The sequence below is a fragment of the Pseudomonas sp. PB3P13 genome, from assembly GCF_054897735.1.
The window spans coordinates 182856-208006 of sequence record NZ_CM142702.1 but is presented as its reverse complement, the minus strand read 5'-3'; the positions used below and the strand labels follow the sequence as shown (position 1 = coordinate 208006).

Annotated in this window: 24 protein-coding genes; 14 read left to right on the top strand and 10 right to left on the bottom strand. The window is 57.9% G+C overall.

The genetic code is table 11. From position 1 onward, the window contains the following. The first annotated feature begins 147 nt into the window (after nt 1–147). Nucleotides 148–1125, top strand: a complete 978-nt coding sequence (locus tag ACYZT1_RS00925) for an NADPH:quinone reductase (protein WP_462017243.1) — start codon at nt 148–150, stop codon at nt 1123–1125. Nucleotides 1126–1259: 134 nt separating this feature from the next. On the opposite strand, the gene ACYZT1_RS00920 is transcribed toward ACYZT1_RS00925, so the two are convergent. From ACYZT1_RS00920 to ACYZT1_RS00910, 3 genes are all read right to left on the bottom strand, one after another. Next, nucleotides 1260–1817: an L-threonylcarbamoyladenylate synthase type 1 TsaC gene (locus tag ACYZT1_RS00920; RefSeq protein WP_028620349.1), complete on the bottom strand. Its 558-nt coding sequence runs from the start codon at nt 1815–1817 to the stop codon at nt 1260–1262. A 54-nt stretch (nt 1818–1871) separates the two neighbouring features. Continuing rightward, nucleotides 1872–2972 carry a DNA-processing protein DprA gene (gene dprA / locus ACYZT1_RS00915; protein ID WP_462017242.1) on the bottom strand — a complete coding sequence of 367 codons (1101 nt, stop codon included), beginning with the start codon at nt 2970–2972 and terminating at the stop codon, nt 1872–1874. Nucleotides 2973–3051: 79 nt separating this feature from the next. Further along, the gene (locus tag ACYZT1_RS00910) at nt 3052–4077 is read right to left on the bottom strand and encodes a LysM peptidoglycan-binding domain-containing protein (protein ID WP_462017241.1); all 1026 of its coding nucleotides are present in this window, start codon (nt 4075–4077) and stop codon (nt 3052–3054) included. A gap of 199 nt (nt 4078–4276) precedes the next feature. Here ACYZT1_RS00910 and def point away from each other — a divergent pair, with 199 nt between their 5' ends. The 5 genes from def (at nt 4277) to ACYZT1_RS00885 (ending at nt 8842) form a co-directional block, all read left to right on the top strand. Continuing rightward, on the top strand, nt 4277–4783 hold the full coding sequence (gene def / locus ACYZT1_RS00905) for a peptide deformylase (RefSeq protein WP_462017240.1): 507 nt from the start codon (nt 4277–4279) through the stop codon (nt 4781–4783). Nucleotides 4784–4854: 71 nt separating this feature from the next. Continuing rightward, entirely contained in the window at nt 4855–5829 is a 975-nt protein-coding gene (fmt, locus tag ACYZT1_RS00900) for a methionyl-tRNA formyltransferase (protein ID WP_462017239.1), read from the top strand. Beyond that, nucleotides 5826–7136 carry a 16S rRNA (cytosine(967)-C(5))-methyltransferase RsmB gene (gene rsmB, locus ACYZT1_RS00895; RefSeq protein ID WP_462017238.1) on the top strand — a complete coding sequence of 437 codons (1311 nt, stop codon included), beginning with the start codon at nt 5826–5828 and terminating at the stop codon, nt 7134–7136. The genes fmt and rsmB overlap by 4 nt, the downstream gene beginning before the upstream one ends. A 21-nt stretch (nt 7137–7157) precedes the next feature. After that, entirely contained in the window at nt 7158–8531 is a 1374-nt protein-coding gene (gene trkA, locus ACYZT1_RS00890; protein WP_462017237.1) for a Trk system potassium transporter TrkA, read from the top strand. Beyond that, a complete protein-coding gene (locus ACYZT1_RS00885; protein ID WP_462017236.1) occupies nt 8531–8842 on the top strand; it encodes a hypothetical protein in 312 nt (103 codons plus the stop codon). Before trkA ends, ACYZT1_RS00885 begins: the two co-directional genes overlap by 1 nt. A 110-nt stretch (nt 8843–8952) precedes the next feature. Here ACYZT1_RS00885 and ACYZT1_RS00880 read toward each other — a convergent pair whose 3' ends face one another. Together ACYZT1_RS00880 and tag are read right to left on the bottom strand one after the other, a co-directional pair. Next, the gene (locus ACYZT1_RS00880; protein WP_462017235.1) at nt 8953–9840 is read right to left on the bottom strand and encodes a lysophospholipid acyltransferase; all 888 of its coding nucleotides are present in this window, start codon (nt 9838–9840) and stop codon (nt 8953–8955) included. 38 nt (nt 9841–9878) lie between these two features. After that, nucleotides 9879–10436, bottom strand: coding sequence for a DNA-3-methyladenine glycosylase I (gene tag / locus ACYZT1_RS00875; RefSeq protein WP_462017234.1), 558 nt, complete (start codon nt 10434–10436; stop codon nt 9879–9881). 81 nt (nt 10437–10517) lie between these two features. Between tag and glyQ the strand changes: the two genes are divergently transcribed. The 4 genes from glyQ (at nt 10518) to ACYZT1_RS00855 (ending at nt 14925) form a co-directional block, all read left to right on the top strand. After that, nucleotides 10518–11471, top strand: a complete 954-nt coding sequence (gene glyQ / locus ACYZT1_RS00870; protein WP_008155694.1) for a glycine--tRNA ligase subunit alpha — start codon at nt 10518–10520, stop codon at nt 11469–11471. Continuing rightward, nucleotides 11468–13522: a glycine--tRNA ligase subunit beta gene (gene glyS, locus ACYZT1_RS00865; RefSeq protein ID WP_462017233.1), complete on the top strand. Its 2055-nt coding sequence runs from the start codon at nt 11468–11470 to the stop codon at nt 13520–13522. Before glyQ ends, glyS begins: the two co-directional genes overlap by 4 nt. 6 nt (nt 13523–13528) lie before the next feature. Then, a complete protein-coding gene (gene gmhB, locus ACYZT1_RS00860) occupies nt 13529–14062 on the top strand; it encodes a D-glycero-beta-D-manno-heptose 1,7-bisphosphate 7-phosphatase (RefSeq protein WP_462017232.1) in 534 nt (177 codons plus the stop codon). 83 nt (nt 14063–14145) lie between these two features. Next, entirely contained in the window at nt 14146–14925 is a 780-nt protein-coding gene (locus ACYZT1_RS00855) for a lysophospholipid acyltransferase family protein (RefSeq protein WP_462017231.1), read from the top strand. A gap of 182 nt (nt 14926–15107) precedes the next feature. Here the strand turns inward: ACYZT1_RS00855 and ACYZT1_RS00850 are convergent, their stop codons facing one another. The 5 genes from ACYZT1_RS00850 to dnaA form a co-directional block, all read right to left on the bottom strand. Next, nucleotides 15108–15626, bottom strand: a complete 519-nt coding sequence (locus ACYZT1_RS00850; protein ID WP_462017230.1) for an Hcp family type VI secretion system effector — start codon at nt 15624–15626, stop codon at nt 15108–15110. A 246-nt stretch (nt 15627–15872) separates the two neighbouring features. Next, the gene (gene gyrB, locus ACYZT1_RS00845; RefSeq protein ID WP_462017229.1) at nt 15873–18290 is read right to left on the bottom strand and encodes a DNA topoisomerase (ATP-hydrolyzing) subunit B; all 2418 of its coding nucleotides are present in this window, start codon (nt 18288–18290) and stop codon (nt 15873–15875) included. A 5-nt stretch (nt 18291–18295) separates the two neighbouring features. Next, on the bottom strand, nt 18296–19399 hold the full coding sequence (gene recF / locus ACYZT1_RS00840) for a DNA replication/repair protein RecF (RefSeq protein ID WP_462017228.1): 1104 nt from the start codon (nt 19397–19399) through the stop codon (nt 18296–18298). A 19-nt stretch (nt 19400–19418) separates the two neighbouring features. Continuing rightward, complete coding sequence (gene dnaN / locus ACYZT1_RS00835) at nt 19419–20522, bottom strand: DNA polymerase III subunit beta (RefSeq protein WP_462017227.1); 1104 nt, start codon at nt 20520–20522, stop codon at nt 19419–19421. A gap of 38 nt (nt 20523–20560) precedes the next feature. Continuing rightward, nucleotides 20561–22081 (bottom strand): chromosomal replication initiator protein DnaA, encoded by a 1521-nt coding sequence (gene dnaA / locus ACYZT1_RS00830; RefSeq protein ID WP_462017226.1) that lies wholly within the window; start codon nt 22079–22081, stop codon nt 20561–20563. A 565-nt stretch (nt 22082–22646) separates the two neighbouring features. Between dnaA and rpmH the strand changes: the two genes are divergently transcribed. From rpmH to yidC, 4 genes are read left to right on the top strand one after another with little or no spacing between them, the layout of a single operon-like run. Next, nucleotides 22647–22781: a 50S ribosomal protein L34 gene (gene rpmH, locus ACYZT1_RS00825; RefSeq protein ID WP_003213577.1), complete on the top strand. Its 135-nt coding sequence runs from the start codon at nt 22647–22649 to the stop codon at nt 22779–22781. Between the two features lie 16 nt (nt 22782–22797). Next, nucleotides 22798–23199 (top strand): ribonuclease P protein component, encoded by a 402-nt coding sequence (gene rnpA, locus ACYZT1_RS00820; RefSeq protein ID WP_462019323.1) that lies wholly within the window; start codon nt 22798–22800, stop codon nt 23197–23199. Further along, entirely contained in the window at nt 23192–23437 is a 246-nt protein-coding gene (gene yidD / locus ACYZT1_RS00815; protein ID WP_010207715.1) for a membrane protein insertion efficiency factor YidD, read from the top strand. The genes rnpA and yidD overlap by 8 nt, the downstream gene beginning before the upstream one ends. A 2-nt stretch (nt 23438–23439) precedes the next feature. Then, complete coding sequence (gene yidC / locus ACYZT1_RS00810) at nt 23440–25128, top strand: membrane protein insertase YidC (protein ID WP_462017225.1); 1689 nt, start codon at nt 23440–23442, stop codon at nt 25126–25128. Nucleotides 25129–25151: the final 23 nt, after the last annotated feature.

Below are 25151 nucleotides of genomic sequence, written 5' to 3'. Positions count from 1 at the left end.
CCTTGAATCGGGCAAAGCAGCGCGGCACTGAGGCCGGCGGCAAATTGCTGCAGAGGATAACACCGCCGCATGTGTCACCGCAGTTGACGAAGATCAAGCTTAGGAGTCCGATAGAGCACTTCGCAAAACGACCCAGGGAGAGTGTTGATGGCAAAGCGTATCCAGTTCCGCGCACACGGCGGCCCCGAAGTGCTCGAGTATGTCGATTACCAACCCGCCGAGCCCGGTCCGCAGCAAGTCCGCGTGAGCAACAAAGCGGTCGGCCTGAACTTCATCGACACGTACTACCGCAGCGGCCTCTACCCGCCGCCGGCGCTGCCATCGGGACTCGGCGCGGAAGGCGCGGGCGTGGTCGAAGCGGTGGGCAGCGAAGTGACCCGTTTTAATGTGGGTGATCGCGTGGCTTACGGCAGCGGTCCATTGGGCGCTTATAGCGACATTCACGTTCTGCCGGAAGCCAATCTGGTGCATCTGCCGGACGCGATCAGCTTCGAACAGGCCGCCGGGGTGATGCTCAAGGGGCTGACCGTGCAGTACTTGCTGCGTCAGACCTATGAACTCAAGGGTGGCGAAACCATTCTGTTCCACGCCGCCGCTGGGGGTGTCGGTTCATTGGCATGCCAATGGGCCAAATCCCTGGGCGTGAAGTTGATCGGCACGGTCAGCTCGGCGGAAAAAGCTGCACTGGCAAAAGCCAATGGCGCTTGGGCGACCATCGATTACAGCCATGAAAATGTCGCACAACGGGTTCTGGAATTGACTGACGGCAAAAAAGTCCCGGTGGTGTATGACGGAGTCGGCAAAGATACCTGGCTGACGTCGCTCGACAGTGTTGCGCCGCGTGGTCTGGTGGTGAGTTTCGGCAATGCGTCGGGCGCCGTGGATGGTGTGAACCTGGGGATTCTGGCAGCGAAAGGCTCGCTGTACGTCACGCGGCCGACCCTGGCAACTTACGCCAACAACGCCGAAAACCTGCAACACATGGCCGACGAGCTGTTCGAGATGATCAGCAGCGGCAAGCTGAAAGTGGACATTAGCCAGCAATATCCACTGGCAGAAGCGGCGAAAGCGCAGACCGAGTTGTCGGCACGGCGTACGACTGGCTCGACCATTTTGTTGCCATAAGATTTAGGGTGTCTACAAGGGCCTCTTCGCGAGCAAGCCCGCTGCCACAGTAGATCTGCAGTGAGCACAGATTCTGTGTTCCACATTGATCGAAAGTGGCAGCGGGCTCGCTCGCGAATGGGGCCGCCTCGGTCTCAATCCGGGCGAATGACGTTGCCGGTCGCCAGATCGCGAATCACGCTCGGATTCTTGCGCCCGCCCAGATTTCCCCCCAGCACCAGATCGATCTGCCCACGGAAATACTGCTCGACGCGAATTCGCGTGCGCGCCGCCGGCCGGCCTTGCGGGTTTGCCGACGTCGATACCAGCGGGCCGACCACCGCGCACAAATCACGCACCAGCGGATGATCGCTGACCCGTAGCGCCACCGTTTCGTGCACCCCGGTGATCCACTGCGGCAACATATTCTGGTGCGGCACCAGCCAGGTATTCGGGCCCGGCCAGGTGCTGGCCATGCGGTCCATCCACAATTCAGGGAAGTCGTCGAACAGGAAGTCAAACTGGCGGATGTTGTCGGCCACCAGAATCAGGCCTTTATCCACCGCCCGCCCCTTGATCAGCAACAGACGTTCCACTGCTTCCTCGTCCCACGGGTCGCACCCCAGGCCCCAGACCGCTTCGGTTGGATAGGCAATGACCGCCCCTGCGCGAATGGCTTGCGCGGCTTGTTGCACACGCCAACTGTTGACCATGAAAAACTCTCCGGAATTAAGCTCTGCGCAGTTTACCGATCTTCCGTGTAAAACCTAGCTCACCCGCGCAAACCAGCGTCCGCTTTCACAGACTGCGCGACCATCGAGCTCCAGCTCGGTCAACGCCGCCAGCACTTTGGGTAACGACCAGCCGCTGCTGTCTGCCAGCGCTTCACTGGTGTGAGGGGCGGCATGCAGAAGCATCAGTAGCGGATGAGACAACGACGGCGCATCCAGAGACAACGGCAACTGTTGCCAGCCGCGCAAAGCCTCGAGGATATGCTCGATGGTTTCAACCAACACGGCACCGTCGCGAATCAACTGATGACAACCGCGGGCACCCGGGTGATGAATCGAACCCGGAATCGCATACACCTCGCGTCCTTGCTCCGCCGCCAGCCTTGCAGTGATCAAGGAGCCGCTGGCCACACTGGCTTCAACCACCAGCACGCCAAGGGACAAACCGCTGATGATCCGGTTGCGCCGGGGGAAGTTGCTGGCGGTGGGCCCGGCGTCCAGCGGGAACTCGGAAAGCACCGCACTGCCGGACGCAATCATGGCATCGGCCAATCGCCGGTTGCGCTGTGGATAAAACTTTTCAAGTCCCGTGCCAAGTACACCGACCGTTTGCCCGCCAACGTTCAACGCAGCCTGGTGTGCAGCGGCATCGATACCCAGGGCAAGGCCGCTGGTGATCACGAAACCGGCGCTGGCAAGGCTGCGCGAAAACGCGGCCGCCGTGTCCATGCCGGGACGCGATGCACTGCGACTGCCCACCATCGCCAGCTGCGGTTTTTCCAGAATACCGGGGTCACCGGCCACGAATAACAGCGGTGGCGCGCCACTGATTTCCGCCAGCAAGGCGGGGTAGTCAGGCTGGTCCCACATCAGCAAATGCTGGCCCGGACGCTCCAACCAGGCCAACGCATGGCTGGCGCCATCGCGAACGTCACTTGATCGTCTGGCCTCTGAACAGGCCAACGGAAGACCCAAAGCACGCCAGGCGCTGGCAGGTGCCGCGAGTGCGCTGGACGCGGAGCCGAACGCCTCCAGCAGTTTCCTGAAACGCGCCGGCCCCAACTCAGGCAAACGATGCAGACGTAAACGAGCTTCCAGCTCCGCAGGGGAAACGGGTACAAAACAAGACGGCGACATGGATCATCCTTGATCGTTAGGAGCCCCGTTCAAACGGGAATAAGCTGTGGATAACTCTGTTGGTAACTTGTGGAGCAGGCTAAGGATTTCGAACTTTGTCCAGCACCGCCAAAGAGCGTGATGCATTCAACACCAGACCGTAACTGAGCTTGTCGTAGGTGCGAAAAACCATCAGCAGGCCGGCACGTTCATCGGGGATTTTCAGGGGCTGACCGGTGATTCGGTCTCGCACCGTTTCGCCGGTTTTCATCACGACCAGCACATTGCCCTCGGCGAGCCCGTCGCGCTGCCCCTTGTTCAACGTGACCACGTCCATTGCACCGATCTGCGTCACGCCACGTGGCACATCGATAATCAGGCCCTCGATATCGGTGAGGGGGGCGCTGGGCATGAATGTCGAATTGATCGAGCGTTCTTCACTGCTGAACAAACGGTCGCCGAGACGAACTTCCTGCGTGGTGCGCTGCAGCGCCAACGTTGCGACGTCACCCTCGGTGGCAACTATTTCACCGCTACCGATATCGTCAGCGTTGATGCCCAGGAATTCCTTGGTTTGCGGGTCGGTATAAACCTTGCCCTGACGGAAGATTCCATAGACCGGTTGAGTCGTATCAAACTGGCCGCGCGCGAAAATACGATCACCGGTACCACTGAGCACACGTTCGGCATCGCCCGCGACGATGTACGGCGCCTGGTCGAAGTCTTCGGCCTTGTCGACGATGCGATTGCTCAGCAGGAAGCTGTTGATCGACTTCAAGGGGATGCTCGGTATGGCATCGGCCACCGGCGAGCTGCGCACCTTCGGCGATAGCTTGATCGTGCCCCTGGAAGCGCCGCGACCCAGCGTCAGACGCGGCTGACCGTTGACGTAGACCAGCGTGAGCAAATCTCCGGGATAGATCAGGTTGGGGTTTTCGATCTGTGGATTGACCTGCCACAGTTCCGGCCATTTCCACGGCTCACGGAGAAATTTTCCCGATATGTCCCAGAGTGTGTCCCCGGTGACCACCGTGTATTGCTGTGGAAAACCTTCCCTGAGCTGCACTTGCCCGTGCGCGAAACCGGCCGAAGCCAGAAGGAGCAGGGCGAGTAGTGATTTCCTCATGCGGTGAATCCCTTTATTATGTGCGTTCGCGTGAAACGCCAGAGCCTTCGTGGCTCGCTCCTGGCTTTTTTCAGGGAAGACTTTGCTCAAAAGGCTTCATGAAATAAAGGGGGAGCTACGTTTCACAACGGTAGCCGGCAGCTTCGGACTCGCCAGGCCATCGACCCGACTTTACCTCACACGTGCAGCAAATACGCTTATGGCCATTTTAGACATCCTCGAATTTCCCGACTCGCGTCTGCGCACTATCGCCAAACCTGTGGCCGTAGTGGACGACGAAGTGCGTCAGTTGGTCGATGATATGTTTGAAACAATGTATGAAGCGCCAGGCATCGGCCTCGCCGCGACCCAGGTCAACGTGCATAAACGTATCGTCGTGATGGACCTCTCCGAAGATCGCAGCGAACCGCGGGTGTTCATCAACCCGGAATTCGAAACCCTGACCGACGAGATGGAGCAATATCAGGAAGGCTGCCTCTCGGTGCCGGGCTTCTACGAAAACGTCGATCGCCCGCAAAAGGTCAAAATCAAGGCGCTGGACCGCGACGGCAAGCCTTACGAACTGATCGCCGAAGGCCTGCTCGCCGTGTGCATTCAGCACGAATGCGACCACCTCAACGGCAAACTGTTCGTCGATTACCTGTCCAGCCTCAAACGCGACCGAATCAAGAAAAAACTGGAAAAGCTGCATCGCCAGAACGCTTGATGCCCTCCTTTGCAAAGGCTTGCTGCGGCAAGCCTTTTTCTTTTGCGACTGCTTTGTAATAGAGAGTTTCCATGACTGAGCCACTGCGCATCGTTTTCGCCGGCACCCCGGAGTTCGCCGCCGAACACCTCAAGGCCCTGCTCGCCAGCCCTTACGAGATCGTCGCGGTTTACACCCAGCCGGATCGCCCGGCGGGCCGTGGGCAAAAGCTGATGCCAAGCCCTGTCAAACAGCTCGCACTGGAAAACAACCTGCCGGTGCTGCAACCACCCACATTGCGTAACGAAGATGCGCAAACGGAGCTGGCCGCGCTTAAACCGGATTTGCTGGTGGTGGTCGCCTACGGTCTGATCTTGCCGCAGGTGGTGCTGGATATCCCGCGCCTGGGCTGCATCAACAGTCACGCGTCGCTGCTGCCGCGCTGGCGGGGTGCAGCGCCGATCCAGCGTGCGGTCGAAGCGGGCGACGCTGAAAGTGGCGTGACCGTGATGCGCATGGAGCTGGGCCTCGACACCGGGCCGATGCTGCTCAAAGTCACCACGCCGATCAGCGCCGATGATACCGGTGGAAGCCTGCACGACCGTCTGGCTGAAATCGGTCCACCGGCGGTGCTTGAAGCCATCGCCGGCCTCGCTTGCGCGAGTCTTGCCGGCGAAGTGCAGGATGACAGCCTCGCCACGTACGCGCATAAGTTGAACAAGGACGAAGCGCGCATCGACTGGAGTCGCCCGGCAATTGAGCTGGAGCGCCTGGTCCGCGCCTTCAATCCATGGCCGATCACGCATAGCACGCTCAATGGCGAAGCTCTGAAAGTGCTGGCCGCGAGCCTCGCTGAAGGACAGGGCACGCCGGGGGCAATCCTCAGCGCCAGCAAGGACGGCCTGATCGTCGCCTGCGGCGAGCAAGCGTTGCGCCTGACGCGCGTGCAATTGCCGGGTGGCAAGGCGCTTAATTTCAGCGATCTGTTCAACAGCCGTCGTGAGAAATTCGCGGTCGGCACTGTTCTCGGGCAAGCGGTATCCGGTCAAACGGCGGGCGCTCAATGAACCCACGTCTGGCCGCCGCCAAGGCACTTGCCGCAGTTATAAACGGAAAAGCCTCACTCAACAGTTCGCTGCCGACGCAAATGGACAAGGTTGAAGACCGTGATCGCGGTTTCACCCAGGATCTGGCATTCGGCACGGCCCGTTGGCAGCCGCGTTTGTCGGCGCTGGCGGCGAAGTTGCTGCAGAAACCTTTCAAGGCGGCGGACGCCGATGTCGAGGCGCTGCTGCTCGTCGGCCTCTACCAGTTGCTCTACACCCGCGTGCCAGCCCACGCCGCTATCGGTGAAACTGTCGGTTGCGCCGACAAGTTGAAAAAGCCATGGGCCAAGGCACTGCTCAACGCCGTGCTGCGCCGCGCCCAACGGGAAAGCGAAACGCTGCTCGCCGAACTGGAGCACGATCCGGTGGTGCGTACCGCCCATCCGCGCTGGCTGCAGAAATCCTTGAAGGCGTTCTGGCCGGAGCAGTGGGAAGCCATTTGCGCGGCAAACAATGCGCACCCGCCGATGATTCTGCGGGTCAATCGCCGTCATCACAGTCGCGATGCCTATCTCGGCTTGCTCAGCGACGCCAGCATTGCCGCTTCGCCATGCATCTACAGCCCGGACGGCATCATTCTCGACGCCGCTGCCGACGTGCGCAGCCTGCCTGGTTTTGCCGAAGGCTGGATCAGTGTGCAGGACGAAGCGGCGCAACTCGCCGCCGATCTGCTCGATCTGGCGCCCGGCCAACGCGTGCTCGACGCCTGCTGCGCACCGGGCGGCAAAACCTGCCACATTCTTGAAGCCGAGCCTGCGCTGGCCGGCGTCGTCGCCGTGGACCTGGAAGCCAAGCGTCTGGTGCGCGTACGGGAAAACCTTGCCCGCTTGCGGCTGAGCGCCGAACTCATTGCAGCAGACGGTCGCGATACCGCCACCTGGTGGGACGGCAAGCCCTTTCAACGCATTCTGCTCGACGCACCGTGCTCGGCGACCGGCGTGATTCGCCGCCATCCGGACATCAAGCTGACCCGCCAACCGGATGACATCGCCGCACTGGCGGTGTTGCAAGGCGAATTGCTCGACGCCCTGTGGATAACACTGGAAGTCGGCGGCATCCTGCTCTACGCAACATGCTCCACGCTGCCAACTGAAAACACTGAAGTCATCGAAGCCTTCCTCGCCCGCACACCGGGTGCGCGGGAACTGGACCTCGCGACGACCGCCGGCATCAAACAGCCGCACGGTCGCCAACTGCTGGCCCAGGAAGGCGGACACGACGGATTTTATTACGCCAAGCTGATCAAGATCGCCGCCGCGCGCGGTTAACCGCTTTAAAGGAGTGAACGGATGAAAATCATCATCCTTGGCGCAGGGCAGGTCGGCGGTTCGCTGGCAGAACACTTGGCCAGCGAAGCCAACGACATCACCGTGGTCGACACCGACGGCGAACGCCTGCGCGACCTCGGTGATCGTCTCGACATCCGCACCGTGCAAGGACGCGGCTCATTGCCGACAGTGCTGCGTCAGGCGGGCGCGGATGATGCCGACATGCTCGTGGCCGTGACCAACAGTGACGAAACCAACATGGTCGCCTGTCAGGTCGCCCATACCCTGTTTCACACGCCGACCAAGATCGCCCGGGTTCGTGAAGCCGCCTATCTCACGCGCTCCGAACTGTTCGACAACGAGGCGATTCCCGTCGATGTGTTGATCAGCCCGGAACAGGTGGTTACCAATTACATCAAGCGCCTGATCCAGCACCCGGGCGCACTGCAGGTGATCGACTTCGCCGAAGGCAAAGCGCAGCTGGTGGCGGTGAAGGCATATTATGGCGGCCTGCTGGTGGGTCAGCAGTTGCGTCAGTTGCGCGAGCACATGCCAAATGTCGAAACCCGCGTGGCCGCAATTTTTCGCCGTGACCGGCCGATCCTGCCTCAGGGCGATACGGTGATCGAAGCGGACGACGAAGTGTTCTTCATCGCCGCCAAGGCGAACATCCGTGCGGTGATGAGTGAAATGCGCCGCCTCGATGAAACCTACAAACGCATCGTCATCGCTGGCGGCGGGCAGATTGGCGAGCGCCTGGCCGAAGCTATCGAAAGCCGTTACCAGGTGAAGATCATCGAGATGAACCCGGCTCGCTGCCGTCATCTCTCGGACACCCTCGACAGTACCGTGGTGTTACAGGGCAGCGCCTCTGACCGTGATTTGCTGATGGAAGAAAACATCGCCGACGCCGATATCTTCCTCGCGCTAACCAACGATGACGAAGCCAACATCATGTCGTCGCTGCTGGCCAAGCGCCTGGGCGCGAAGAAAGTGATGACCATCATCAACAACCCGGCGTATGTCGACCTGATTCAGGGCGGCGATATCGATATCGCCATCAGCCCGCAACTGGCGACCATCGGCACTTTGCTGGCGCATGTTCGGCGCGGTGACATCGTCAGCGTGCATTCACTGCGTCGGGGTGCGGCGGAGGCCATAGAGGCCATCGCCCATGGTGACGAGAAGTCGAGCAAGGTGATTGGCAAGGCGATCGAAAACATCGGCCTGCCACCGGGCACCACGATTGGCGCCATCATTCGTGATGAAGAGGTGATCATTGCCCACGACGATACGGTCATCGAGACGGGTGATCACGTGATTCTGTTCCTTGTGGATAAAAAGCATATTCGCGATGTGGAGAAGTTGTTCCACGTCGGGTTGAGCTTTTTCTGATGATCGAATCCCTGGAAAAAATGCTCGCCAAGGGTGTGGATAACTCGTTGCTGCGCTTCGGCCTGGGCAAGGGTTATCTGGACTTGAAGGAGAACACCAAGGCGGCGGAGCATTTGCGCAAGTGCGTCGAGTTCGATCCGAAATATTCGGCGGCGTGGAAGTTGTTGGGCAAGGCGCATCAAGGGTTGGGCGATGCCGCTGCGGCGCGGCTGGCGTGGGAGAAGGGCATCGAAGCAGCCCAGGCCCATGGCGACAAGCAAGCGGAAAAAGAGATGAACACATTTCTCAAGAAGCTGGACAAACACCGGTAGCGAGCTTGCTCGCGAAGCACTCAACAGCACCGCATACATTCAGCGTGTACGCGTTATCGTTATCGATTTTCGCGAGCAAGTTCGCTCCTTGTACAGTGAGCGGGTAGCCGTCAGTACCAGCGCTCCTCACCCGGCGGACGCTTTTTGAAACGCTTCATGCTCCACATGTACTGGCTCGGATAAGCCCGCACATAGCGCTCAACCACCTTGCTCATGGCCGCGCAGGATGTTTCGGTGTCAGTGCTGTACATCGCTTCCGGTGCTGCTTCAAGGATCACTTTGTAGCCCGAGCCATCCGGCAGCCGCAGCGCATGCAGGAACACACCAACGGCTTTTCCGCCCGCCAGCATGTTCGGAACAAATTTGCTGGTCAGCGCCTGAGTGGCGAAGAAAGGCACGAAGATTCCGGCGGATTCGGACGGTTCCGGGTCAGCGGGAATGCCCACCGCCCCCCCTTTGCGCACTTCCTTGATGACACTGAGAATGCCTTCCTTGGTGGACGCCGCAACTTTGTTGCCTAACTGCACGCGCTGCTTGCGCAGCAAATCATCCACTGCCTTGAGTTTCGGCGGACGGTAGAAAATGATCGGCTTGCACTGGCTGCAGTAGAAGTGATTCAACACTTCCCAGTTACCCAGATGACTGGTGATGCCGACCACGCCTTTGCCGGAGGCGAGGGCATCCTTCAAGACTTCGAGCCCCTCGACTTCGCGAACCAGATCGATGGAGCGCTGGGCCGGCCAGATCCATGCACAAGCGCTTTCGGTCAGGGACTTGCCGATGTCTTTCAGGCTCTGGCCGACCAGACGCTCACGCTCTGCCGGGTCCATGTCGGGGAAGCATTTGGAAAGATTGATCCGCACCACTTCGCGGGAGCGATTGGGGGTTTTCCACATGACCCAGCCTATTGCCGAGCCCACCGCTTGCACCGCTCGCCAAGGCAGCAGCGCAAACAGCCGAAGAGCGCCTACCAGCAAGGCGCCTTTGAACTTTTCCACAGGTCACTCCTGATCTTGTGCTGTGCGGGGCGGCTATTCTAACCACCGTTCGCCAGGACCGCGTAACGATCGCAGTCCTGAGTGTGGTCCATGACCATGCCCGAAGCCTGCATCAACGCGTAACAAATGGTCGGACCGACAAACGTGAAACCGGCCTTTTTCAGGCCTTTGCTCATTTCCACGGCAACCGGCGTAACAGCCGGCACTTCGCTGCGATCCTTGAAATGATTGGTCACTGTCTGGCCGCCGACAAACGACCAGAGGAATTTCACCGGGTCTTCCAGCGCCAGCCAGGCCTGCGCATTGCGTCGGGCGGCATTGAGTTTGAGCCGATTACGGATGATCCCGGGATCGAGCATCAATTCATCTATTTGCGCATCGCTCATCTGCGCCACGCGTTGTACGTCAAAGCCGAACAGCACCTGGCGATAACGCTCACGCTTGCGCAGCACGGTGATCCAGGAAAGGCCGGCCTGGAACCCTTCGAGCAAAAGCAACTCGAACAAACCCTGCGCATCGCGTAGCGGCGTGCCCCACTCCTGATCGTGATAAGCCATGTATAACGGATCTTCGGTGCACCAAAAGCAGCGTGGCATAAGGCTCCAGGGGGCGTGCGCAGGAACGAATCGGGTATACTCCCGCTCTTTAAATCGCAGCCCAAGAAACAGGTGAATTTCGTGAGCCAGCCTACGCCAGCCGTGCGTACCTTCCAAGACTTGATCCTCGCCCTCCAGCAATACTGGGCCGAGCAAGGTTGCGTGGTACTTCAGCCCTACGATATGGAAGTAGGCGCCGGCACTTTCCACACTGCCACGTTTCTGCGCGCCATCGGCCCGGAAACCTGGAACGCCGCTTATGTGCAGCCCAGTCGCCGTCCGACTGACGGCCGCTACGGCGAAAACCCGAACCGTCTGCAGCACTACTACCAGTTCCAGGTGGTACTGAAGCCGAACCCGGACAACTTCCAGGAGTTGTACCTGGGCTCCCTCAAGCACGTCGGTCTGGACCCCTTGGTCCACGACATCCGCTTCGTCGAAGACAACTGGGAATCGCCGACACTGGGCGCCTGGGGTCTGGGCTGGGAAGTCTGGCTCAACGGCATGGAAGTGACGCAGTTCACCTACTTCCAGCAAGCGGGCGGCATCGAATGCTACCCGGTGACCGGCGAGATCACTTACGGTCTGGAGCGTCTGGCCATGTACCTGCAGGGCGTGGATTCGGTCTACGACCTGGTCTGGGCTGACGGCCCGATGGGCAAAGTCACCTACGGCGACGTGTTCCACCAGAACGAAGTGGAGCAGTCGACGTACAACTTCGAGCACGCCAACGTCGAGAAGCTGTTCGAACTGTTCGACTTCTACGAAAGCGAAGCCAAGCGCCTGATCGAACTCGATCAGCCACTGCCGCTGCCGAGCTACGAAATGGTCCTGAAGGCGTCCCATACCTTCAACCTGCTGGATGCGCGCCGGGCAATTTCCGTGACTGCGCGTCAGCAATACATCCTGCGTGTGCGCACCCTGGCGCGTTCCGTTGCGCAAGCCTATCTGCTGGCGCGCGCCAAGCTGGGCTTCCCGATGGCGACCCCGGACCTGCGTGACGAAGTACTGGCCAAGCTGGAGGCTGCACAATGAGTGCTCAAGATTTTCTGGTTGAACTGGGCACCGAAGAACTGCCACCCAAAGCCCTCAACACTCTGGCTGACGCGTTCCTTGCCGGTATCGACAAGGGCCTGCACGCTGCCGGTCTGAACTACGAAACCAAAACCGTCTACGCCGCGCCTCGTCGGCTGGCTGTACTGATCACGGCGCTGGCCACCCAGCAACCGGATCGAAGCATCAATCTTGATGGCCCGCCACGTCAGGCTGCGTTCGATGCAGACGGCAATCCCACGCAAGCGGCTCTTGGTTTTGCCAAGAAGTGCGGCGTCGATCTGAGCGAAATCGATCAGAGCGGCCCGAAACTGCGTTACAGCCAAAGCATCGCCGGCAAGCCGACCGCCAGCCTGCTGCCGACCATTGTCGAAGACTCGCTGAACGACCTGCCGATCCCGAAGCGCATGCGCTGGGGTGCGCGCAAGGAAGAGTTCGTACGCCCGACTCAGTGGCTGGTCATGCTGCTCGGTGACCAGGTCATCGATTGCACAATCCTTGCGCAGAAGTCCGGTCGCGACTCTCGCGGTCATCGTTTTCATCATCCGCAAAGCGTGCGCATCACCTCGCCTGCCAACTACCTGGGCGACCTGCGTGCCGCTTACGTGCTGGCCGATGCCAATGAGCGTCGCGCACTGATCGGCAAGCGCACCGAAGAACTGGCGACCCTGCAGGAAGGTACTGCGATCGTTCCGCCAGCGTTGCTCGATGAGGTCACTGCGCTGGTCGAATGGCCGGTGCCGCTGGTGTGCTCGTTCGAAGAACGTTTCCTGGATGTGCCGCAGGAAGCGCTGATCACCACGATGCAGGACAACCAGAAGTATTTCTGCCTGCTGGACGCTGACGGCAAGTTGCTGCCACGTTTCATTACCGTGGCCAACATCGAAAGCAAAGACCCGCAGCAGATCATCGCCGGTAACGAGAAAGTGGTTCGCCCACGCCTGACCGACGCCGAGTTCTTCTTCAAGCAAGACAAGAAGCAGAAACTCGAAGACTTCAACCTGCGCCTGCAGAATGTGGTGTTCCAGGAAAAACTCGGCAGCGTTTACGACAAGGCCGAGCGTGTCTCCAAACTGGCCGCGTTCATCGCGCAGCGCATCGGCGGCAACGCAGCCTGGGCCACCCGTGCAGGCTTGCTTTCCAAGTGCGACCTGGCCACTGAAATGGTCGGCGAGTTCCCGGAGATGCAAGGTGTCGCCGGTTACTACTACGCCGTCAATGACGGCGAGCCACAAGAAGTCGCGCTGGCGCTGAACGAGCAATACATGCCACGGGGTGCTGGCGCTGAACTGCCGACTACCTTGACCGGTGCGGCCGTGGCCATCGCCGACAAGCTCGACACGTTGGTGGGCATTTTCGGTATCGGCATGCTGCCCACCGGTAGCAAAGACCCCTATGCCCTGCGTCGTGCAGCGCTGGGCGTGCTGCGCATCCTGATCGACAAGAAGCTCGACCTTGACCTGAACGACGCCGTGGCATTCGCGGTGAACGCATTCGGCAGCAAAGTGAAGTCGGCCGGCCTCAACGAGGCAGTGCTGGAATTCATCTTCGACCGTCTGCGCGCGCGTTACGAAGATGAAGGCGTGGACGTCGGCACTTACCTGTCGGTGCGTGCGTTGAAGCCTGGATCTGCGCTGGACTTCGATCAGCGTGTGCAAGCGGTGGAAGCGTTCCGCAAATTGCCGGAAGCCGCTGCGCTGGCCGCCGTCAACAAGCGCGTTTCGAACTTGTTGAGCAAGGTTGAGGGCAACGTTCCATCGGTCGTGGAAGCCAAGTACTTCGACAACGCCAACGAGTTCTCCCTGTATTCGGCGATCCAGCAGGCGGACCAGGCCGTGCAACCCATGGCGGCTGCGCGTCAGTACAGTGAATCGTTGGCGCGTCTGGCTGCATTGCGCGAGCCGGTGGATGCGTTCTTCGAAGCGGTGATGGTCAACGCCGAAGATGCCAACGTCCGCGCCAACCGCTATGCGTTGCTGGCGCGTCTACGTGGCTTGTTCCTCGGCGTCGCCGATATTTCCTTGCTGGGGTAAGACCGTTTGAAACTGCTGATTCTCGATCGGGACGGGGTGATCAACTACGACTCCGACGCTTACATCAAGTCGGTTGATGAGTGGAATCCGCTCCCCGGCTCGATCGAGGCCATCGCGCAATTGAGCAAGGCCGGCTGGACCGTGGCAGTAGCTACCAACCAGTCCGGCATTGCCCGCGGCTATTACGACATTGCCACCCTGGATGGCATGCACGAGCGTTTGCGTGCGCTGGTGGCAGAGCAGGGCGGTGAAGTCGGGCTCATCGTCTATTGCCCGCATGGGCCGGACGATGGCTGCGATTGTCGCAAACCAAAACCCGGAATGCTGAAAACCATCGCCGCTCACTATGAGGTGGCGCTCAGCGGTCTCTGGTTCGTTGGCGACAGCCTTGGTGACCTGGAGGCTGCCAAAGCCGTCGATTCACAGCCAGTTTTAGTAAAGACCGGAAAAGGCAAAAAGACCTTGGGCAAGACCCTTCCGGCAGGCACCCTGATTTTTGACGATCTGGCGGCGATTGCCGCAGAACTTATCCACAATTAGAGCGTTTTCGAGACTCCTGACCAAGGATTGATCGGGATTGCGCTTTATAAAGACGGGCAGAGCCCGCAACGGTAAACGTCACCATGTCGATACTGCAGGCCATCAGAACATTCCTCTTTTACCTGCTGCTGGGCACCAGCTCGTTGCTCTGGTGCACCCTGAGCTTTTTTATCGCGCCTTTTTTGCCATTCAAGGCGCGGTATCGCTTCATCAATGTTTACTGGTGTCGTTGTGCGTTATGGCTGAGCAAGGTCTTTCTGGGGATCAGCTATGAGATCAAGGGCGCTGAGAACGTGCCTGATCAGCCTTGCGTGATTCAGGCCAATCACCAGAGCACTTGGGAAACGTTTTTTCTATCTGCGTACTTTGAACCGTTGAGCCAGGTGCTCAAGCGGTCGTTGCTGTTTGTGCCGTTTTTTGGCTGGGCAATGGCGATGCTGCGGCCGATTGCTATTGATCGCGATAACCCGAAAGCGGCTCTGAAGCATGTGGCCAAAAAAGGCGATGAATTGCTCAAGGACGGTGTCTGGGTGTTGATCTTCCCTGAAGGCACGCGCGTCCCCTACGGCACCATTGGCAAATTCTCTCGCGGTGGAACGGCGTTGGCGGTCAACGCCGCACTTCCAGTGCTGCCCATTGCACACAATGCTGGCAAATTTTGGCCGAAAAGCGGTTGGGCGAAGAAGCGGGGCGTGATCACTGTAATTATTGGCGAACCAATGTATGCAGAGGGCAGTGGGCCCCGTGCAATTGCCGCGCTCAACGACAGGGTTCAAGCCTGGAATGAACAGATGCAGCGAGAGATGGGTTCGTTACCTCCGGCACCACAGGCACCTGTTTGTGCTGATCAAATCGCTGTCTGAAATTTGTGGATAACCTGTGTACCGTTTTCCCGTAAACCTGAACCTTTAAGCTATAAACCTATGATTTACATACATATTTCTTAAGCTCATAAAATACCAAAAACCGTGCATAAGTTTTTTAGAGACATAAAAAACCGGCTCATATAGCCGGTTTTTTTGCGCTAGCGTTTTGAGCAGAAGAGTCAGCTACCGATTGGCGCGCGCCAGTCATCGGAACCAGAAGTACCGCATACCTCGTGCGTCCAGGTTATTTTTCGGTAGGTGAAGTACACGTCTTCCAGATGCGTGAAATGTGCCATGTTAGGATCCTGGCAACTCGGCATTCTCGTCTGTACATCGACAATTACTGCGTCGTTGAGCTCAATGCTGAAGTAGTGCTCTTGAGTGCCCGCTGAGGATGTCCGATACCAGGCAATGTGACAGTTGTCCAGGACTTCGCCACTTGTCAGTGCGTTTAAAATCAGGGGTGAGGACTTATCAAATACTTTCGAAATCATCAAAGGCTTATGGACCCTCTGGCCGGTTGGTTGGCCTGATTGGGGATCCCGTGGAATGATTATCTGATGACTGAATGCCTGGACCAGAATCTGGTCTTCGTGCCCTTCCTGGTACACGTTGCCCACCGATTCCTGTGTGAATGCCCCGGCAGTGATCAAGCCCTGACTATTTCCATTTATGACTAAATACGCAGGTGTTGGCATAGCTGCATTCCCTTTTCGATATCCCAAAATTGATGCCCTCGTAGGCAATGCGTACGAGGAGGCCGTAGGATAAGTAGGTCACGGAATGCCGTATGTAGGACGGTTCTGTGAAGCGCAGAGGCATTGCGACCGCGTGCCATGCGATAAAGCTCGGGAGGCTTACCCGGCGGACTCCCAGCACAGAATCTCAACAAAAAAAAACCAGCGCTAATGCGCTGGCGTTTTTTGTTTTGCAGGTCCGCCAGATCAGAAATCCAGGTTAGACACCGCCAGAGCATTGCTCTCGATGAAGTCACGACGAGGCTCGACCGCATCACCCATCAGGGTGTTGAAGATCTGGTCCGCGCCAATGGCGTCTTCGATGGTGACTTTAAGCATCCGGCGCTGGCTAGGGTCCATAGTGGTTTCCCACAGCTGGTCCGGGTTCATCTCGCCCAGACCTTTGTAGCGCTGGATGGTGTGACGCTTGGTGCTTTCAGCCATCAACCATTCAAGGGCTTCCTTGAACTCGGTCACCGGCTTCTTGCGCTCGCCACGCTGGATGTAAGCGCCGTCGTCCAGCAAAGTGCTCAGTTGAGCGCCCAGCGAAACCACAGTCTTGTAATCGTTGCTGCCGAAGAAGTCGCGGTTGAAGGTGACGTAGTTCGACAAGCCATGGGAGATCAGCTCAACCTCCGGCAGCCAGACGTTACGTTCACGGTCTTCACGCAGACTGGCTTTGTACACCAGGCCGGACTTCTCGACTGTGCGCAGACGCACTTCGTACTTGGCTAGCCAATCCTGCATCGCTGCGTGATCGGACAGTTGTTCCATGCTGACCGCCGGCAGGTAGATGAAGTGCTCGGTCAGCTCCTGTGGGTACAGGCGCGACAGACGCTTGAGAGTCTTCATCACCAGACGGAAATCATTTACCAGCCGCTCGAGCGCTTCGCCAGAAATGCCAGGCGCGTCTTCGTTCAGGTGCAGGCTCGCATCTTCCAGGGCCGACTGCGTCATGTACTCTTCCATGGCGTCGTCGTCTTTGATGTATTGCTCTTGCTTGCCTTTCTTGACCTTGTACAGCGGCGGTTGAGCAATGTAGATGTAACCACGCTCGATCAACTCTGGCAGCTGACGGAAGAAGAACGTCAGCAACAAGGTGCGGATGTGCGAACCGTCGACGTCAGCATCGGTCATGATGATGATGTTGTGATAACGCAACTTGTCGATGTTGTATTCGTCGCGGCCGATGCCGCAGCCCAACGCGGTGATCAAGGTGCCCACTTCCTGCGAAGAGATCATCTTGTCGAAACGCGCCTTCTCGACGTTGAGGATCTTGCCCTTTAGCGGCAGGATGGCCTGGGTGCGACGGTTACGTCCCTGCTTGGCGGAGCCGCCAGCAGAGTCACCTTCCACGAGGTACAGTTCGGAGAGGGCAGGGTCTTTTTCCTGGCAGTCCGCTAACTTGCCCGGCAGCCCGGCGATGTCCAGCGCACCTTTGCGGCGGGTCATCTCACGAGCCTTGCGCGCGGCTTCACGTGCACGCGCTGCGTCGATCATCTTGCCGACGACCAGTTTGGCTTCGTTCGGATTTTCCAGCAGGAAGTCGGAGAAGTACTTGCCCATCTCCTGTTCGACAGCGGTCTTCACTTCGGAAGACACCAGCTTGTCCTTGGTCTGGGAACTGAACTTGGGATCCGGAACTTTCACCGAAATGATCGCGGTCAGCCCTTCACGCGCATCGTCACCGGTAGTCGCAACCTTGTGCTTCTTCGCCAGACCTTCGGCTTCGATGTAGGTGTTGAGGTTACGTGTCAACGCGGAACGGAAGCCCACCAGGTGGGTGCCGCCGTCGCGCTGTGGAATATTGTTGGTGAAGCACAACAGATTCTCGTTGAAGCTGTCGTTCCATTGCAGGGCGATTTCCACGCCGATGCCGTCTTCACGTTGAATGTTGAAATGAAACACCTGGTTGACCGGGGTCTTGTTGGTGTTCAGGTACTCAACAAACGCACGCAGGCCGCCTTCGTATTTGAACAGCTCTTCCTTGCCGCTGCGCTCGTCCTTGAGGACGATACCGACACCGGAGTTCAGGAAGGACAGTTCACGAATCCGTTTGGCCAGAATGTCCCAGCTGAAGTGGATGTTTTTGAAGGTCTGGTCGGACGGCTTGAAGTGGATCTGGGTACCGGTGGTCTCGCTCTCGCCAACGATCTTCATTGGCTCTTGCGGAACACCGTGGACGTAAGTCTGCTCCCAGATCTTGCCGCTGCGACGAACCGTGAGGATGAGCTCTTCAGACAAGGCGTTAACGACCGAGACACCTACTCCGTGCAGACCGCCGGATACTTTGTAGGAGTTGTCGTCGAACTTACCGCCGGCGTGCAGCACGGTCATGATGACTTCTGCAGCCGAGACGCCTTCTTCTTTGTGCACGTCTACCGGAATGCCACGACCGTTGTCGCGAACGGTGATGGATTCGTCCGGGTGGATGGTGATGCTGATGTCGTCGCAATGGCCAGCCAATGCTTCGTCGATCGAGTTATCAACCACCTCGAACACCATGTGGTGGAGACCGCTGCCATCGTCGGTGTCACCAATGTACATACCGGGACGTTTGCGTACGGCATCCAGGCCTTTCAGCACTTTAATGCTCGTTGAGTCGTACGTATTTTCTTCGCTCAATGCCTTCACTCCCGATGGTCGTGGGTCTGGGTGATACGGCCCTGTTCCACGTGGAACAGAGCGACCGGCGTTTCCGTCCGCCAGCCTTCCCTCAATAATTCGTGATCTACGCAGGTGATAAACACCTGGCAGCGTAAGTCTTCCAGCAAGCGGCAAAGTGCGCGACGGTGGTGCTCGTCCAGTTCGGAAGGCAAGTCATCCACCAGATAAATACACTGCCCTCGACGGGCTTGACTGACCAGATGGCCTTGGGCAATCCGCAATGCACAGACCACCAACTTCTGCTGACCGCGGGACAGTATGTCCGCTGCGTTATGTGCACCCAGACGAAGGCGCAAATCAGCTCGTTGCGGTCCAGCCTGTGTATGACCCATTTGCTGATCCCGTTGCAGAGATCCGGCAAGCACCGCACTCAGCTCACGGTCCTTGTCCCAACCCCGGTAATAGCTGAGCGTCAAACCTTCAAGCTCCACCAGCTCGCTCAAGGTCTGCTCAAAGACTGGTTTCAAGGCTTTGATATAAGCGCGGCGGTATTCATCGATCTCAACGCTGGCCTGGCACAGTTCTCTGTCCCAAACCGCTTGCGAAACGGCGTCAAGTGTACCATGCCGCAGCCAAGAGTTTCTCTGGCGCAGAGCCTTCTGCAAGCGTTGCCACGTGGACATGAAACGTGGTTCCACGTGGAACACGCCCCAGTCCAGAAACTGACGGCGAATCTTTGGCGCACCCTCCAGCAGGCGGAAGCTGTCCGGGTTAATCAACTGCAGCGGCAGAATTTCCGCCAATTGCGCTGCACTTCGCGCGTTCTGGCCATCAATGCGAATCTGGAAGTCGCCCTGACGGTCGCGCGAAATTCCCAAAGCACTGTGACCACCCTCCGCCAATTCAACCTGACCAAAAACCGTACACGCCAACTGCTCGTACTGAATAACGGGAAGCAATCGGGTACTACGGAACGATCGGGCGAGCCCCAGCAAGTGTATGGCTTCCAGCACGCTGGTTTTGCCGCTGCCGTTGGCGCCGTAAAGAATATTGATTCGGGGGGAGGGGGAGAAGGTCACCGGGTGCAGATTGCGCACCGCGGTGACCGAAACGCGACTTAAGGACATCTAGCTTCTGCTGGAATGATTACAGACGCATCGGCATGACAACGTACGCCGAGTCGTCGTTGTCGGACTCTTGCACCAATGCGCTGCTGTTGGAGTCAGAGAGAATCAGGCGGACCTGTTCAGTGGTCATTACGCCCAGCACGTCGAGCAAATAGCTGACGTTAAAGCCGATTTCCAGGTTGCCACCGTTGTACTCAACGCCCACTTCTTCTTCCGCTTCTTCCTGCTCCGGGTTGTTCGCCTGGATCTTCAGCTGGCCGTTAGCCAGCTGCAGACGGATACCGCGGTACTTTTCGTTGGAAAGAATCGCCGTGCGGCTGAACGCTTCTCGCAGGGCCTGACGGTCGCCCAGTACAAGTTTGTCGCCACCCTTGGGCAAGACGCGCTCGTAGTCCGGGAATTTGCCATCGACCAGCTTCGAGGTGAAGGTGAACTCGCCCGTGGTTGCACGAATGTGGTGTTGACCGAGGACAATGCTGACAATGCCGTCCGGTTCCGTCAGCAAACGTGCAAGCTCAAGGATGCCCTTGCGCGGCACGATGACCTGGTGACGATCAGGCTGACCGATGTCGGCCTGCATCGAGCACATGGCCAGACGGTGACCATCGGTAGCCACGGCTCGAATGATCCCGGCAGAGACTTCCAGCAGCATGCCGTTCAAATAATAACGAACGTCTTGCTGGGCCATGGCGAAGCTGGTGCGTTCGATCAAACGGCGCAGCTTGCTTTGCTCCAGGCTGCAGGTCAGCGAGCCCGGACCTTCTTCCACGGTAGGGAAATCATCGGCCGGCAAGGTCGACAGGGTGAAACGGCTGCGCCCGGCTTTGACCACCAGTTTCTGCTCATCGACCTTGATGTCGATCAGTGCATCGTTTGGCAAGCTTTTACAGATGTCCATCAGCTTGCGCGCGGGCACTGTGATCGAACCTGGATCGGCAGGCTCTTCGAGCTGTACGCGGCCGACCAGCTCGACTTCCAGGTCGGTACCAGTCAGTGACAACTGCTGGCCGTCGACAACCAGCAGCACGTTTGAGAGCACCGGCAAGGTCTGTCGGCGTTCGACAACGCCTGCGACCAGTTGCAGGGGTTTCAACAGGGCTTCGCGTTGAATGGTGAAATGCATGGTCTAGTCCCTTGCCTTAATAAGCTGCGCTGGTGTCATCAGGTAGTCAGTGTACGCAGCAGGTTCTTGTAGTCCTCGCGAATGTCCGCGTCGGATTCCTTGAGTTCATTGATCTTGCGGCAGGCGTGCAAAACAGTCGTATGGTCGCGGCCGCCAAACACATCGCCAATTTCCGGCAGGCTGTGGTTAGTCAACTCCTTGGACAACGCCATGGCAACCTGACGCGGACGAGCGACCGAACGTGAACGACGCTTGGACAGCAAGTCGGAAATCTTGATTTTGTAGTACTCGGCGACCGTGCGCTGAATGTTATCCACAGAAACCAGCTTGTCTTGCAGTGCCAGCAGATCCTTGAGGGATTCGCGAATAAGCTCGATGGTGATGTCGCGCCCCATGAAGTGCGAGTGTGCGATGACACGCTTGAGTGCACCTTCCAGCTCGCGAACGTTGGAACGTATGCGCTGGGCAATGAAGAAGGCGGCGTCGTGCGGCAGATCGACTTTCGCCTGATCGGCCTTTTTCATCAGGATCGCGACCCTTGTCTCCAGCTCCGGCGGCTCGACGGCAACCGTGAGGCCCCAGCCAAAGCGCGATTTCAAGCGCTCTTCCAGTCCTTCGATCTCTTTCGGATAGCGGTCACTCGTGAGAATGACCTGCTGGCCACCCTCAAGCAGGGCGTTGAAGGTATGGAAGAACTCTTCCTGAGAGCGCTCCTTGCGGGCAAAAAACTGAATGTCATCGATCAGCAGTGCATCCACCGAACGGTAGAAGCGCTTGAACTCGTTGATTGCATTCAGTTGCAGCGCCTTGACCATGTCAGCCACGAAACGCTCCGAATGCAGGTACACGACCTTGGCATTCGGATTCTTCTTTAATAGGTGGTTACCTACCGCGTGCATCAAGTGAGTCTTACCCAGACCGACGCCGCCGTACAGGAAAAGCGGGTTGTAACCGTGCTTGGGGTTATCCGCAACCTGCCAGGCAGCTGCGCGGGCCAATTGGTTGGACTTACCCTCGACGAAATTTTCGAAGGTGAAGGTGCGGTTCAGGTAACTGGTGTGCTTGAGCGCACCCTCAACCTGAACCGTGCGCTGCTCGGAGCGAATTGGGGCTTGCTGTGAGCTGGCGCCGGCCATCGGGTCGAAACTGTCGCGAGACGGCTCTTCGCTCATGTCGGCAACTTTCTGCGTCGAACGCTTGGCCGGTGCCGCCGATGGAGCGACTTGCGGCGCGCTTGCCGGTGCGTGAGCAGTTTGAGCCTTGGACGCCGCAGCAGCCAGTGGCGCATTGGGTGCAGCACGCGGAACGGAACTGCGTTTGCTCCCTATTAACAAGGAGAGCACAGGCGCAAGGCCATTGCCATGTTCGTCCAGCAGTTCCATGACACGGCCCAGATACTTCTCGTTAACCCAGTCGAGAACAAAACGGTTCGGCGCGTAGACACGCAGTTCGTCGCCTTCGGCTTCGACCTGTAGTGGACGGATCCAAGTGTTGAATTGTTGGGCAGGCAGCTCGTCGCGCAAAAGCTCTACGCACTGCTGCCAAAGTTCCACTGACACGGATATCCCCTAAGTCGAAAGCCGGTGAGGCAAAAACAAGCGGCCATTGTAGCGATGAGACGCCGACTTATCCACACGAAGGTTGCCTTGAAACCACGAAGATTGACCGATGCGCAGGTAAAAAAGACGACCAATGGTCTGTGAATAAGCCCTGTGGATAACCCCGCTTGAGCTCGTTGCACAAGTGGAGGCGAAACCCGGTGGATAACCGGCCTGTGGATAAGCCTGCCTTTCACACACAGGTTATCCGATAGCACAGCACAGCATGACAACCGTTTTCCACGGTAGTTGTCATTCTCTGTACAGCACGTGTTTTAAGGCTTGGAATAGGTTATCCACAGAAGATCGTCCGCCTAGCTTTTATAAGCTTTACAGAAAAGCTTTAAATACTTTCTTTCTTAATTTTTATATTGAGTGATGGATGAGGGCGGAAAATCCTTCACGTATCTATTTATACGGAAACGCTGGTTGGAAATTGACCTGAGCCCTTGCTTTCTCTAGAATCCCCGGTCTCTTAAAACGGGGGCCATTCCGGCCCGTTGTGGACGAACCAGGTAACACGACAATGAAACGTACTTTCCAACCAAGCACTATCAAACGCGCTCGTACTCACGGCTTCCGTGCTCGCATGGCAACCAAGAACGGTCGTGCCGTCCTGTCGCGTCGTCGCGCCAAAGGTCGTGCGCGTCTGGCAGTTTGATAATCCGGCACTGGAGGTGAGTCAGGACTTCAGTCGGGAAAAGCGTCTGCTTACTCCCCGGCATTTCAAGGCAGTCTTTGACTCCCCTACCGGCAAGGTTCCGGGGAAAAATCTCCTGCTCCTTGCGCGCAATAACGATCTTGATCACCCCCGTCTCGGGCTGGTTATCGGGAAAAAGAGCGTCAAGCTCTCCGTCGAGCGCAATCGCCTCAAACGTCTGATGCGCGAATCGTTTCGTCTGAACCAGGATTCACTGGTCGGATGGGACATTGTTATCGTCGCGCGCAAAGGTTTGGGGGACGTAGAAAACCCCGAATTGATTCAGCATTTCGGCAAACTCTGGAAGCGTCTGGCACGCAGCACGCCAGTACCAGCAGTCAAAACCGAAACTGCAGGGGTAGACAGTCCCGATGCGTAAACTGGCACTCGTTCCGATCCAGTTTTATCGCTATGCCATCAGTCCTTTGATGGCCAGTCACTGTCGTTTCTACCCCAGCTGTTCCTGCTACGCGCTGGAAGCCATAGAAAATCATGGTCTTCTGCGCGGTGGCTGGCTGACCTTTCGTCGTTTAGGTCGCTGTCATCCGTGGAATCCCGGTGGTTATGACCCGGTTCCACCTATCCCTACCTCCCGTTCTTCTTCGATGGCCGAGTAATCATGGATATCAAACGCACGATCCTGATCGTCGCCCTGGCAATCGTGTCCTACGTTATGGTTCTTAAATGGAACCAGGACTATGGCCAGACTGCCCTGCCGACTCAGAATGTTGCTTCCAGTACTACCGCACCGGGTCTACCGGACACGGCGACTGGCAATAATGCTTCCGTCAGTGACGACATTCCCCGCGCCGCAAGCGATACCGGCGCTACTGCACCTGCCGAATCTCCGGTCGCTGCGAGCAAAGACCTCATCCAGATCAAAACGGATGTGCTCGATCTGGCAGTCGATCCACAAGGTGGCGATGTTGCCCAGCTGAAATTGCCGCTGTATCCACGTCGCCAGGACCATCCGGAAATTCCGTTTCAGCTGTTTGATAACGGCGGCGAACTGACTTATCTGGCGCAAAGCGGCCTGATCGGCACCCATGGCCCGGACGCAAGCCCGGCCGGTCGTCCGGTTTACTCTTCGGAGAAGAAAGTTTATCAACTGGCTGATGGTCAGGACCAACTGGTCGTGGACCTGAAGTTCAGCAAGGACGGCGTCAATTACATCAAGCGTTTCACCCTCAAACGCGGCCTGTATGACGTTACCGTTTCCTACTTGATCGATAACCAGAGCACGCAGCCCTGGTCGGGTGCAATGTTCGCGCAGCTGAAGCGTGACGCCAGCGCCGATCCGTCATCGACAACGGCCACCGGCACCGCGACTTATCTGGGCGCAGCCCTGTGGACAAGTGGCGAGCCGTACAAAAAAGTGTCCATGAAGGATATGGACAAGGCGCAGTTGAAGGAAACCGTGAGCGGTGGTTGGGTTGCCTGGTTGCAGCACTACTTCGTGACGGCGTGGATTCCCGCCAAGGGCGAAAACAACGTCGTCCAGACCCGCAAAGACAGCAAAGGCAACTACATCATCGGTTACACCGGCCCGGCAATCTCCGTCGCGCCAGGTGCCAAAGCCGAAACCAGTGCCGTTCTTTACGCCGGTCCGAAAAGCCAGGCGGTACTCAAAGAGTTATCCCCAGGTCTGGAGCTGACTGTCGATTACGGCATCCTGTGGTTCATTGCCCAGCCCATTTTCTGGCTGCTGCAACATATCCACGCGCTCGTCGGCAACTGGGGCTGGTCGATCATTTTCCTGACCATGCTGATCAAAGGGATCTTCTTCCCGTTGTCGGCCGCCAGCTATAAATCCATGGCGCGCATGCGTGCAGTGGCGCCTAAACTGGCCGCGCTCAAAGAACAACATGGCGATGACCGGCAGAAAATGTCGCAAGCCATGATGGAGCTGTACAAGAAAGAGAAGATCAATCCGCTGGGGGGTTGCTTGCCAATCCTGGTGCAGATGCCGGTTTTCCTTTCGCTGTACTGGGTTCTGCTGGAAAGCGTTGAAATGCGGCAGGCGCCGTTCATGCTGTGGATTACCGACCTGTCGATCAAGGATCCGTTCTTCATTCTGCCGATCATCATGGGCGCAACCATGTTTATTCAGCAGCAGTTGAACCCGACCCCTCCGGACCCGATGCAGGCGAAGGTCATGAAGATGATGCCGATTATCTTCACCTTCTTCTTCCTGTGGTTCCCTGCGGGTCTGGTGCTGTACTGGGTTGTGAACAACGTACTGTCCATCGCGCAGCAGTGGTACATCACGCGTAAAGTCGAAGCGGCTACCAAGAAAGCCGAGGCGTAACTTGCTCTGTGGATAACCACTCA

Coding starts and splice junctions, on each gene's coding strand:
- ACYZT1_RS00910 (WP_462017241.1), bottom strand. CDS start 4,077: ATGAGGAAATCACTACTCGCCCTGCTCCTTCTGGCTTCGGCCGGTTTC.
- yidD (WP_010207715.1), top strand. CDS start 23,192: ATGCGTAAACTGGCACTCGTTCCGATCCAGTTTTATCGCTATGCCATC.
- dnaN (WP_462017227.1), bottom strand. CDS start 20,522: ATGCATTTCACCATTCAACGCGAAGCCCTGTTGAAACCCCTGCAACTG.
- yidC (WP_462017225.1), top strand. CDS start 23,440: ATGGATATCAAACGCACGATCCTGATCGTCGCCCTGGCAATCGTGTCC.
- ACYZT1_RS00925 (WP_462017243.1), top strand. CDS start 148: ATGGCAAAGCGTATCCAGTTCCGCGCACACGGCGGCCCCGAAGTGCTC.
- ACYZT1_RS00850 (WP_462017230.1), bottom strand. CDS start 15,626: ATGCCAACACCTGCGTATTTAGTCATAAATGGAAATAGTCAGGGCTTG.
- tag (WP_462017234.1), bottom strand. CDS start 10,436: ATGCCACGCTGCTTTTGGTGCACCGAAGATCCGTTATACATGGCTTAT.
- rpmH (WP_003213577.1), top strand. CDS start 22,647: ATGAAACGTACTTTCCAACCAAGCACTATCAAACGCGCTCGTACTCAC.
- trkA (WP_462017237.1), top strand. CDS start 7,158: ATGAAAATCATCATCCTTGGCGCAGGGCAGGTCGGCGGTTCGCTGGCA.
- dprA (WP_462017242.1), bottom strand. CDS start 2,972: ATGTCGCCGTCTTGTTTTGTACCCGTTTCCCCTGCGGAGCTGGAAGCT.
- rsmB (WP_462017238.1), top strand. CDS start 5,826: ATGAACCCACGTCTGGCCGCCGCCAAGGCACTTGCCGCAGTTATAAAC.
- ACYZT1_RS00855 (WP_462017231.1), top strand. CDS start 14,146: ATGTCGATACTGCAGGCCATCAGAACATTCCTCTTTTACCTGCTGCTG.
- ACYZT1_RS00885 (WP_462017236.1), top strand. CDS start 8,531: ATGATCGAATCCCTGGAAAAAATGCTCGCCAAGGGTGTGGATAACTCG.
- ACYZT1_RS00920 (WP_028620349.1), bottom strand. CDS start 1,817: ATGGTCAACAGTTGGCGTGTGCAACAAGCCGCGCAAGCCATTCGCGCA.
- fmt (WP_462017239.1), top strand. CDS start 4,855: ATGACTGAGCCACTGCGCATCGTTTTCGCCGGCACCCCGGAGTTCGCC.
- recF (WP_462017228.1), bottom strand. CDS start 19,399: ATGTCCTTAAGTCGCGTTTCGGTCACCGCGGTGCGCAATCTGCACCCG.
- def (WP_462017240.1), top strand. CDS start 4,277: ATGGCCATTTTAGACATCCTCGAATTTCCCGACTCGCGTCTGCGCACT.
- glyS (WP_462017233.1), top strand. CDS start 11,468: ATGAGTGCTCAAGATTTTCTGGTTGAACTGGGCACCGAAGAACTGCCA.